The organism is Microcystis sp. M_OC_Ca_00000000_C217Col (assembly GCF_007095585.1).
GTDB lineage: Bacteria > Cyanobacteriota > Cyanobacteriia > Cyanobacteriales > Microcystaceae > Microcystis > Microcystis panniformis.
This window is the reverse complement of record NZ_SFBV01000318.1, coordinates 1-10,886: the sequence shown is the minus strand read 5'-3', so window position 1 is coordinate 10,886 and position 10,886 is coordinate 1. Positions and strand designations below refer to the sequence as shown.

Here is a 10,886-nt window from a genome sequence, read left to right as displayed (position 1 = left end):
AACTTAAACTAATAAAACGGAGAGGCTATGGCTTTAGAAACTTTCGGAATTTTTGGGTTAGAAGTATGTTATCTTGGCATCTTGTATGTTGATTTAGCATAAAGGGTAACGAAGAGCCGTATCTCAACAAAATTTTTACCCTGATTTAACCTTTATTCACGAGCCAACAGGAGCTAAGTTTGCTGTGGATAGAGATTACTATTGATGAGGAGAGTGTTTAGTGAAGTTAACGCCACTTGTGCCACCGATTAAGTGTCAAGGAATTAAAACTAAATTGGTGAAAGATATTAAAAATATTGTGTGTGATCTTAGCTTTGGGCGTTGGATAGAACCCTTTTCTGGATCGGGGGTGGTGGCTTTTAATATTAATCCCAAAAAGGCTTTACTTGCGGACACAAATACTCATATTATCCAGTTTTATAATAATCTAAAAAATCAAGTTATTACCAGTAAAACTGTGAAGCTTTTTTTGCAAGAAAATGGTCAAGTTCTTAAGGAACAGGGAGAAAGTTATTATTATCAGGTACGAGAAAGATTTAATCAAGCTCCTAATTCTCTGGATTTTTTATTTCTCAATCGCTCCTGTTTTAATGGCGTGATGAGATTCAATCGTAAGGGACAGTTTAACGTACCTTACTGTCATAAATCAGAGCGATTTTCTCAAGCATATATTACCAAAATAGTCAATCAAGTTATTGCCCTAGAAAATATTCTTATTAAAACTGATTATAATTTTCAAGTTGCTGACTTTCGAGAGACTTTATCTGATTGGCAAAAAACAGACTTGATCTATCTCGATCCTCCTTATTTAGGGAGACACACCGATTATTTTAACTCTTGGTCTGAAGAGGATGAAGATTGTTTGGTGACTATTTTAAAGGATATTTCTTGTCGGTTTATTTTGTCCACTTGGCACAGTAATCAGTTTAGAAGCAATCCTTTAATTAAAAAAAATTGGAGTGCTGATCAGTTTTATATCTATACTAAACAGCATTTTTATCATGTGGGTTCCACAGAAAAATTACGTCATCCGATCACCGAAGCACTCATTACTAACTTTAACATTCCCTTCTTGCCAGAGCGAGGAACTGATTTGCAACAACTGTCATTATTGCCATCGACAGCAGAAAATGAGGGAGTGAGAACAGTCTAGAAGATGCCTAGTTGCTAATTCTCACTCCTTACTATTTATCCTTGGCTTTGGCGTAGATGGTCATTAATTTGGCGTTTACGCTTTTCTTCGGGGGCAGTGCTAGTAATTTCGCCAAAATCTTGACTACTCATGGAAAGATGGGACATTATCTTTCTTTTGCGCTCTTTAGCAGTTAATTCCGGTGAAGGAGTTACTGGAGGCGGCGCTGCCACGGGTTCCGCTGCCACCGGAGGAGTTTCCACAATTGGCAGCGGTTTTTTGGGAATATAGTCAGCACCAGTGGTACTTCTGGAGAGATGATCGAGAATGCGCCGTTTGCGATCGTCAGTAGCCATAAAAATCTTTGCCAATCTAGTTTAAAGTTTTGTAACTATCACCTATTGTCAAACATCCCTATCCCCTTGAGAAGTCAAGGGAGACTTTATCTTGAGGGATTGAAGACATATAAAACCTGCGATCGCATCTATCTGGTCGTGGAAGTGGAGGTCTTCTCGCCCAAGGTGATAAGATAAAAAACTAAGTCTTTGAAAATATGACAAAGGATTTATCTATCATGACACCCTCTTTAGCTAACTTTCTCTGGAGCCTTGTTTTAGGTGCGGCTATCGTCCTGATCCCTGCCACTATCGGCTTGATTTTCATCAGTCAATACGACAAGATCAAACGGACTTAATTTAAAATCCTAAAATGCCTAGACCGATTCCGTCTGGGCATTTTAGCTAATTTTGGAACTGGCAAGAGCGATCGCACCGACTACCCGATATCCCTCTGTGCGTAAAACCTGCACAGCTTCCTCGATCGTGGTTCCTGTAGTATAAATATCGTCAATTAAGAGAATCGGTACTGATTTCGGTAAATTTTTCCCCAGTTGAAAAGCCGCTTGCATCGTCTTTTTTCTTTCCTCGGCTGCCAGACTAAATAAAGCTGCCGTGTTCTTAATCCGAATTAATCCGCGACTAGCCAGATGATAACCGGTTAAACGACAAAAACCCTCGCCAATGACTTCTGCTTGATTAAAACCCCTTTCCCTTAATCTTTCTGGGTGGAGAGGGATAGGAATCACCGTCAAACGTTTATCGGTGAGGGGAGGACGCAGCAGCCAAGTTTCCCCCATGCAACTGCCTAGCAAAGAGCCGAGAGCGGGATGGCGATCATATTTCATTTTAGCGATCACCTGTTTTAATTTACCTTCATAGCGTCCCCAGATAAACAGGGGAATAGAACCGTGCCAGAGAAAAAGCGGGTTATTCTGACGATAGGCCTGTAATTGTCGCCCACAATCACGGCAAAGCTCTTGATCGCTCTGCCGTTGACAAAGAGGACAGGGAGACTTAAGAAATAAAGCGAGAAAAGGTTCGAGCATGGGAAGCGAAAGTTTTAGCTAGATCCTGATTTCCATCGTCAAAAACGGTCAAATAATGGGGATTACTCCGCTCGATCGAAAGACTGATTCCTTGCGCTCCTTCGGACTCTAGATCTTGGAGATAACCCCCCTGATGCTGTTGTGCTTCCTCAAAAGAGGCAAAGGGACCAAAATAGTAGGTACAGTGGGGATAAAGGGAGGTAATTTTCAGCCACCAAGGCGTATTATCGTCAGAAATTTTATTTGTCTGCAAGAAAGATAAAATCATGTTCTGGTATTGATAGGGTACAGGGATTGCAGGAATTAAGGATAGGTTTGAGGAACTTTGCCCCCATAATTCCGATTTGCTGGCCAAAAAATCGAGCTTTTGGCCAAAGAGAGTCTTTTTATCGTATTAGATTAACAAGGGGATCGGTCGCAAAATCAAAAGAGATTCTAAAAATTCCCCTCAGCCAAGGGGAAGCGGATCGAGATAGGATAGTAAGGAGTTTTTTTGTAGAAAGCTAAGGGGATCAGATAACTATGAGCCAGATCACGGACACGGATAAGAGTCTTGAGGCGATGAAGAATTTTGCCGAACAGTACGCTAGACGTACAAATACTTACTTCTGTAGCGATCTCTCGGTGACAGCGGTGGTAATTGAGGGGTTAGCGCGTCATAAGGACGAATTAGGCTCTCCTTTATGTCCCTGTCGTCACTACGAAGACAAAGAAGCGGAGGTAAAAAATACTTTCTGGAATTGTCCCTGTGTGCCGATGCGGGAACGGAAAGAATGTCACTGTATGCTATTTATTACCCCCGATAACGAGTTTGCTGGGGAAGAACAGACAATTTCCCTCGACTATATCCAAGAAGTCCGCGAATCGATGAAGGGGCATTAGTTTAGGGTAATGACAGCCAGCGCTTTTGGCCAAGGAATCGACGAATTTAATCGCCAGCAATTCTATGCTTGTCATGATACCCTAGAGGCTTTGTGGATGGAGTCCGCAGAGCCTGAAAAAACCTTTTATCAAGGCATTTTGCAGATTGCTGTCGCTTGTTACCATCTGGAAAATAATAACTGGCGCGGAGCGGTAATTCTTTTGGGAGAAGGGGTTAGACGTTTACAACACTATCAACCCGATTACGAGGGGATCAACGTGACGCATTTGGTGGGGGAGAGTTTGGATCTATTAAACTTTTTACAGAATCTCGATCCCCAAGCTTTACCAGCAGTGCTAGAAGCGATGAAAAGCCATCAGGAACATCCTCATGCCCACCTCGATCGATCTATCTGTTCTCTGCCGAAAATCCTCAAAAGTCATCCCGTTCTCTAAAAAGCTAGATTAGTGAGTCAATACAATTACGTCTATAGGTGACATTTCTATGAGAGCAAGATCCGCAAAAATCAGAGGATGGCTAGTTGCCCTCGTTTCTACTAGCTTAGTCATGGGATTGGGCAATTCTCCCCTAGTCAAAGCACAGCAGAATATCGTACCAGGTAATGCCATGACAGTGCGATCGGATATTCAAGAGGCAAACTCAAAAACGGGCGTAATTACTGCGAGGGGTAACGTACAAGTGTTCTACCCCGCCCGCAAAATGCAGGCCACTTCTGCCCAAGCTCAGTATTTTAGCCGCGAACGTCGTTTAGTGATGACGGGTAATGTTTATGTTTTGCAGGAAGGCAACAGTATCCGCGCTGAAACGATGACTTATCTTGTCGATGAGGGCAGATTTATCGCTACTCCCCAAACCAGTCAGCAGGTGGAGTCAATTTATTTAGTCAAAGATAACGAAACTTCTCCCCAACCGGCAGCCTCCCCGACACCCGCACCCATACCTTCCCCTTCCCTCCCCGCTGCCCCAATTATTAACCCGCAGTGATGGGGAGTCAGGAATCAGAATTCAGGAGGAGATAGGGTGATAGGGTTTTGGGGTGATAGGGTGATGAGACAGCTTCCCCACGTCCCCACGTCCCCACTTCCCCATTTCCCACGTCCCCACGTCCCCACGTCCCCACGTCCCCACTTCCCCATCACCCCACTTCCCCAACACCCAACACCCAACACCGGATAAAGATGACTTTAGTATTAGAAAATATCCATAAATCCTACGGTAAAAGGCTCGTGGTTAACCGGGTGAGTATTACTGTTGCCCCGGGGGAAATTGTCGGGTTATTAGGACCAAATGGTGCGGGGAAAACCACAACTTTTTATATCGCCACGGGATTAATTAAACCGAATCTAGGACGCGTTTGGCTCGATCAAAAAGAAATTACTAAATTACCCCTTAATCAGAGGGCGCGTCTGGGGATTGGCTATCTGACGCAGCAGGCCAGTATTTTTCGTTATTTAACTGTATCAGAAAATATTCAGTTAGCCCTAGAACAGTCGGGGGTTCCCTTTTCCCAACGGACAAATCGTCTCTATGATTTATTAAAAGAATTTCGCCTCGATAAGATTGTTGGCACTAAAGGCGCTTACGTTTCTGGAGGAGAAAGAAGAAGGACGGAATTAGCTCGCGCTTTAGCGGTGGGAGTCAACGGACCAAGATTTTTGTTATTAGATGAACCCTTCGCTGGGGTGGATCCAATCGCTGTGTCTGAGATTCAAGCGATGATCGCTGGTTTAAGGGATCGTCAGATGGGAATTTTAATTACCGATCACAATGTGCGAGAAACTTTGGCTATCACTAATCGGGCTTATATTATGCGCGAAGGGCAGATTTTAGCGGCGGGAAGTGGCGAAGAACTGTATAATAATCCTCTGGTGCGTCAGTATTATTTGGGTGATAATTTTTTCAGATAATTGTTATTAATAAAAAATCGCTGCATTATATCATGAAAGTTAGCAATTGGCAAGGAAATTTAAGTAGAATACCCGGATTTACCATCTTAGACCGCTATATTTTTGTCGAGTTATTATTGCCCTTTCTATTTGGGATGGGTTTATTCACTTCTTTGGGAGTGGCGATCGGCACTTTATTTGATTTAGTGCGACGGATTACTGAGTCGGGTTTACCTTTTACTTTGGCCCTAAAAATTCTCCTATTAAAAATGCCAGAGTTTATCGTTTTAGCCTTTCCCATGTCGATACTTTTAGCAGCTTTAATGGCCTACAGTCGTTTAGCCAGTGATAGCGAATTAATTGCTTTTAAAAGTATTGGAATTAGTGTTTATCGCCTAATAATTCCCGCCATTGTGCTAAGTTTAATAGTGACGGGATTAACCTACGTTTTTAATGATTATGTGGCCCCGGCTGCCAGTTATGAAGCTAATGCTACCATGACGAAAGCTCTGCGACCAAATCGCAAGTCTTTTATTGAAGATAATATTATTTATCCTGAATACGGCAAAGTGCGGCCACCGGATGGAGGGGAAGCGCAAACGGTATTAAGAAGGTTATTTTATGCCGAAAGATTTAACGGTCAAGAAATGTTAGGGTTAACCATTCTCGATCGCACCCAGCCGGAAGTTAATCAAATTATTACCTCAGAATCAGCTTCTTGGAATATTGAAAAAAATATCTGGGATTTTTATAACGGCACAATTTATCTAATTGATCCTAATGGTTCCTATCGTAATATTGTTCGCTTTCAACATCAACAATTAGCCCTACCTCGTACCCCTTTAGATTTAGCTTTTCGAGGCCGAGATGGTTCAGAAATGACCCTAAGACAAGCGCGGGAATATCTAAAAATACTGGAATTAAGCGGCAATCCCACCAAAATTAGAAAACTACAGGTTCAAATCGAGCAGAAAATATCTTTACCCTTTGTTTGTTTGGTTTTTGGGATGATTGGGGCAGCCTTGGGATTACGTCCCCAAAATTCTAATAAAGCCACCAGTTTTGGTATTTGTATTGTCCTAATTTTCTCCTATTATCTCCTATCTTTTGTCACCAGTTCCTTAGGCATTGGCGGAGTTTTAACCCCCTTGATGGCCGCTTGGTTGCCCAATATTTTAGGATTAACTGCCGGGGGAATTTTGTTACTTCAATCAGCTAAGTAATCGAGGGTTAGCGGTGGGAATAAAAATTGATAATCATCAAATTTCTAGGGCTAATTTGTATAAACGACTGCGGGATAAATTAGTAACTTGTGCTAATTGTCTGCTGGCTTGCGATCGACTAACTCCCCGTTCTATAATTTGTTTTAATTCCCGTTTTAATTCCTCGTCAGATAATTGGATATTATCGGCCTGATCGTTGCCCATAACTACGATCGTAAATTCTCCTTTAGGAGTTTTATTATCCCGATATAAATTAATGGCCTCGGCGATAGTTCCTCGCCAAATTTCTTCGTAAAGCTTGGTTAATTCCCGACCTAAAACTATCTTTCTCGTGGGTCCAAAAGTTTCCCGTAAATCCTCCAAAGTCTTAATAAGTTTGTGAGGTGCTTCATAAAAAACCATCGTTCTCGTCTCGGTTTTTAAACCCTCTAAGCGCTCTTGTTTCAGCTTTTCCTTACCCGGAAGAAATCCTTCAAAACAGAATCTTTCTGTCGGTAATCCCGACACCGCTAAAGCAGTAATTACCGCCGTTACTCCGGGGATGGGAACCACTTCGATCTGAGCTTCTATACAAGCTTTAATTAACTCATAACCCGGGTCAGAAATCCCCGGCATTCCCGCATCAGTAACTAAAGCGATATCCTGACCTTGACTGAGAATATTTAATAACTCATCGAGACGGGAAAGGCGATTATGTTCATGGTAACTAATTTGAGGGGTCGGAATATCAAAATGCTGCAATAATTTGCCCGTGTGTCTGGTATCTTCGGCAGCAATTAGAGAGACTTTTTTGAGAGTTGCCAGGGATCGGAAAGTCAGATCGTCTAAATTACCGATCGGCGTTCCCACCACATATAATTTACCGAGATTATTCATAAATTGGCTAAAAATAGGCTATTTAGTTGTATTTTAAGTGATCAGTAAACAGTAAACAGTAGGCTGATAACCGATCACCGATCACTGATCAGACTGTCCACTAAAAACTCATAAGTAGGGAGGCACAATTATTTGTAGGATAGGTTAGCGGTAGCGTAACATGAGCGGGCGTTGGGTTTCATGCTTCAACCCAACCTACGTTCATCTTATATTTAATTCCACCCACCCACTTATCTGATCACTGATAACTGATAACTGATAACTGACGACTGAAGACTGATCACTTTTCTCTGTTCAGGGATCACTCAAATAGGGTAAAGTAGGTCAAGGTATGCTCACCCCTGTTATTGAATTAATCTAGTCTAAGGAGAACGTCTTAGTAATGTTAACCCTAAAAATCGCCGTTTATATCGTTGTTTCCTTCTTTGTCTTACTTTTTATCTTTGGCTTCCTTTCTGGCGATCCTACCCGTAACCCCGGACGCAAAGACTTTGAGTAGAAGACAATTATCAAACTGGTTCTAGGGTAGAGACACAGGGAACAAGTTATCGGACTTTCCCTGTCTCCCTAGAAATAATGATCGTGGTAGTATCAATGAGGTTCGCTCGTCCTCTATTTCGATCGCCGACTCGTGCAGTCATGTCTTTTTTTTTCTTAGCTGTTGAACCACCTGCCCTGATTAATACTGTAGCTGAACCGGAAACGGAGGAGCGCCAAGTCTCTGAAAGTAGTCCCACGTCTGTAGTTCCCCTCCCTGTCACCCCAGCACCTCTAGAGGCAAAAAAGCCTTCAGCAGAGAGCGTTTCTATTCCCCTCACCGTCACTCCCCCCCCGGAAACCGTCGAGGTAAAACCCTTGGTTCCCGCTCAGGGTATTCCCTTAGAACCTTTACCTAGCAGTGCGGGTGATGCGGCAACTTTAGGAACACCCCTTTCTGTTCAGAATTCTCCACCCCCCGCAGCCGTTGGTGTCACCATTAATCCCGAAACCGAGATAGTTTCAGGATTAAATCAAAAAGCTCTCAACCATAAAAATGGCTCAACTCGGCTATTAGTGCGGAAAAAGGGCGAAAAAACCAGCCAAGAATACTGGATTTCCCTCAATAACAGCCTAGCTCAGACCGCTGCAGTTAATCCAGAAGAGGAAAAGCCTCTAGAATTAGTGGCTGATGAGCAGGAATTTGACCAAAATCGGCAGATTATCACCGCTAGAGGTAATGTCACCCTACGTTTTGCCCAAAGTGTACTAACAGCCGATCGCTTACAGATTAATCTTCCCGAAAAGTTAGCAGTAGCGGAGGGCCAGGTGATCCTAACCCGGGGAGATCAAATCCTGCGCGGCGATCGCTTTGAATATTATTTCGTCCAGGATAGCGGTGTGGTATTTAATGCTAATGGGGAGATTTTTCAACCCAGCACCGCTAGGGATTTACGGCAAACGCTGCCCACGGATGTGGGGGCCAGTAGTTCTTTTGGAACCCTAACCGATCGTTTGGCATTAAATCAACCCTTGCAGAGAATCACGACGGGAGAGGGTTTTCAATTTGTCGTCGGGGGACAGGATCCCAGTCGGCGCGATCGACAGAATATTAGTAGTCCGTCGGGGGGAACGATTAATCGTGTCCGTTTTCAGGCCGAGCGCTTGAATTTTGATGGTAAGGTGTGGAATGCCACTAATGTGCGTCTGACGAATGACCCTTTTTCCCCTCCTGAGTTGGAAGTTCGGGCCAATTCCGCCACTTTTCGCAGTACCGGCCCCTTTACCGATGAGTTGCGGATGAGTAATTCCCAGTTGGTTTTCGATCAACGGGTAGTGGCACCCACTTTTATTAATAGTCTTACCTTCGATCGCCGTCGTCGTCGTCCTTTTTTAATTGCTCCGGGCTATGATGGAGAGGATCGGGGCGGATTTTTCGTAGAAAGTCCCCTAACTTTAGTGGAGACACCGAAGACTCTTTTTGAGTTGACACCCCAATATTTAATTCAAAAAGTCCTCAATCCCGATGCTTTTCCCTCAGCTAACCCCGGAGGTGGTGAAGTTTCACCCCTTAGTCCGAAAGCTTTTGGTTTATTGGGCAATTTTGCCACTAATTTTGGTGAGCGCTCGTTTTTTCAGGCGACAGCTTCTTTTTCTAATTTAGATTTGGAACAGATCGAAAATATTGTTCGTTCTAAGATTCGCTTTCAACAGACGATCGGACAGTTGCAGGATCCCTATCTGCTCAATGTGGAGTACAATTATCGCGAGCGTCTCTTTAACGGTTCTTTGGGGTTTCAGACGGTTAATAGCAGTTTTGGGGCAATTTTGACCTCACCGGTGATTGTCGTCCCCAATACGGATATTAGACTCAGTTATCAAGCTTCTGTTCAGAATGTCAACGCACCCACCGATCGCAGTAATCTCTTAGCGGCCAATGCAACGGATAATGTGACTAATTTAAGCCGTTTTCAGGGTGCTGTCTCCCTCAATCGCAGTTTTTTACTCTGGTCTGCCCTTACTTTACCACCGACTCCCGACCAAGGCTTAAGATTTTCTCCTCTTCCCGTTCAACCCTATATTGCTATTGTCACTGGTGTCACTGGTGTCACCAGTTATTACACTAACGGAGAGACGCAAAATTCCGTCACGGGAACTGTGGGATTATTGGGACAGTTTGGGCGTTTTTCCCGCGATTTTTTCGACTATACCGGGTTTAATATCAGTTTTAGTCAGGGTTTAGTTAACGGACAATCACCCTTTTTCTTCGATCGCTTTGTTGATCAACAAACAATGTCCTATGGTATAACTCAACAGGTATATGGTCCGATTCGTGTGGGTTTCCAGAGCATTTACAGTATCGATCAAGCGAAGGAAATCAGTACAGAATATTTTCTCGAATGGAGTCGTCGCACCTATAGTTTAATTTTGCGCTATAACCCGGTGCTGCAGTTGGGAATACTCAACATCCGCGTCTCGGATTTCAACTGGACAGGCAACCCCGGCTATTTTGAGGGTAGCGATGTCCGTCCGGTGGTGGATGGAGTAACCCGTTAAGCTGAGGAGACTCCGAGACAGGAGACTCCGAGACAGGAGAAGGGAGAAGGGACAAGGGAGATGGGGAAAAGGGAGAGGGAATTATGAATGATGAATTATGAAGTGGGGTTTTAGCGATTTTTAGGTCGGGATTACCTCTCATTGAGACTCCCTTGGCTAACTTCTAAGTAGTTGGTTATAATCAAATTAAAAATGGATTATAGGTTCGATCCCCCCTGCCCCTAGGGTTGATTCATTTAAATTAAGTATAGCTGATTTTGAGTCAATAAATTTGACCGAAGATTCTCAAGTTTATCTTTCTCTAACCAAAAGAGTTAGTCACAATAACTAATATTTAATCCTCTGCCAATATTTATTATGAATAAATTGATAAAGCTTGTTCCCAAGCCACTAAAAGCCTATCTCTCTTGAAATTTTCTGAGAGTACATCCTGTTAATTTAGCTAATTTTTCCGCTTCTTACGTCGATA

Annotated in this window: 13 protein-coding genes; 9 read left to right on the top strand and 4 right to left on the bottom strand. The window is 43.2% G+C overall.

The window, feature by feature from the left end:
• Positions 1-220: 220 nt before the first annotated feature.
• Complete coding sequence (locus EWV66_RS20245; RefSeq protein WP_287108782.1) at positions 221-1,153, top strand: DNA adenine methylase; 933 nt, start codon at positions 221-223, stop codon at positions 1,151-1,153.
• Between the two features lie 35 nt (positions 1,154-1,188).
• On the opposite strand, the gene EWV66_RS20240 is transcribed toward EWV66_RS20245, so the two are convergent.
• Positions 1,189-1,488 (bottom strand): hypothetical protein, encoded by a 300-nt coding sequence (locus EWV66_RS20240; protein WP_002759071.1) that lies wholly within the window; start codon positions 1,486-1,488, stop codon positions 1,189-1,191.
• Positions 1,489-1,706: 218 nt separating this feature from the next.
• Between EWV66_RS20240 and psbX the strand changes: the two genes are divergently transcribed.
• A complete protein-coding gene (gene psbX, locus EWV66_RS20235) occupies positions 1,707-1,826 on the top strand; it encodes a photosystem II reaction center X protein (protein WP_002759073.1) in 120 nt (39 codons plus the stop codon).
• 42 nt (positions 1,827-1,868) lie between these two features.
• Here the strand turns inward: psbX and EWV66_RS20230 are convergent, their stop codons facing one another.
• Positions 1,869-2,516, bottom strand: coding sequence for a ComF family protein (locus EWV66_RS20230; RefSeq protein WP_052276042.1), 648 nt, complete (start codon positions 2,514-2,516; stop codon positions 1,869-1,871).
• Entirely contained in the window at positions 2,485-2,784 is a 300-nt protein-coding gene (locus tag EWV66_RS20225; RefSeq protein ID WP_002787171.1) for a DUF1816 domain-containing protein, read from the bottom strand. Before EWV66_RS20225 ends, EWV66_RS20230 begins: the two co-directional genes overlap by 32 nt.
• 254 nt (positions 2,785-3,038) lie before the next feature.
• Here EWV66_RS20225 and EWV66_RS20220 point away from each other — a divergent pair, with 254 nt between their 5' ends.
• The 5 genes from EWV66_RS20220 (at position 3,039) to EWV66_RS20200 (ending at position 6,508) form a co-directional block, all read left to right on the top strand.
• Positions 3,039-3,398: a ferredoxin thioredoxin reductase catalytic beta subunit gene (locus EWV66_RS20220; protein ID WP_052276043.1), complete on the top strand. Its 360-nt coding sequence runs from the start codon at positions 3,039-3,041 to the stop codon at positions 3,396-3,398.
• Positions 3,399-3,407: 9 nt separating this feature from the next.
• Positions 3,408-3,833: a DUF309 domain-containing protein gene (locus tag EWV66_RS20215; protein WP_052276044.1), complete on the top strand. Its 426-nt coding sequence runs from the start codon at positions 3,408-3,410 to the stop codon at positions 3,831-3,833.
• A gap of 49 nt (positions 3,834-3,882) precedes the next feature.
• Positions 3,883-4,383: an LptA/OstA family protein gene (locus EWV66_RS20210; RefSeq protein ID WP_052276045.1), complete on the top strand. Its 501-nt coding sequence runs from the start codon at positions 3,883-3,885 to the stop codon at positions 4,381-4,383.
• Positions 4,384-4,577: 194 nt separating this feature from the next.
• Entirely contained in the window at positions 4,578-5,306 is a 729-nt protein-coding gene (gene lptB, locus EWV66_RS20205; RefSeq protein WP_052276046.1) for an LPS export ABC transporter ATP-binding protein, read from the top strand.
• Between the two features lie 32 nt (positions 5,307-5,338).
• Complete coding sequence (locus tag EWV66_RS20200) at positions 5,339-6,508, top strand: LptF/LptG family permease (RefSeq protein ID WP_002787175.1); 1,170 nt, start codon at positions 5,339-5,341, stop codon at positions 6,506-6,508.
• Between the two features lie 36 nt (positions 6,509-6,544).
• Here EWV66_RS20200 and rsmI read toward each other — a convergent pair whose 3' ends face one another.
• Positions 6,545-7,384 (bottom strand): 16S rRNA (cytidine(1402)-2'-O)-methyltransferase, encoded by an 840-nt coding sequence (gene rsmI / locus EWV66_RS20195; RefSeq protein WP_052276047.1) that lies wholly within the window; start codon positions 7,382-7,384, stop codon positions 6,545-6,547.
• A 382-nt stretch (positions 7,385-7,766) separates the two neighbouring features.
• Here rsmI and EWV66_RS20190 point away from each other — a divergent pair, with 382 nt between their 5' ends.
• Both EWV66_RS20190 and EWV66_RS20185 read left to right on the top strand, forming a co-directional pair.
• Positions 7,767-7,883 (top strand): photosystem II reaction center protein I, encoded by a 117-nt coding sequence (locus EWV66_RS20190; protein ID WP_002732356.1) that lies wholly within the window; start codon positions 7,767-7,769, stop codon positions 7,881-7,883.
• 140 nt (positions 7,884-8,023) lie between these two features.
• Positions 8,024-10,417: a DUF3769 domain-containing protein gene (locus tag EWV66_RS20185; RefSeq protein ID WP_052276048.1), complete on the top strand. Its 2,394-nt coding sequence runs from the start codon at positions 8,024-8,026 to the stop codon at positions 10,415-10,417.
• The last annotated feature ends 469 nt before the right edge of the window (positions 10,418-10,886 follow it).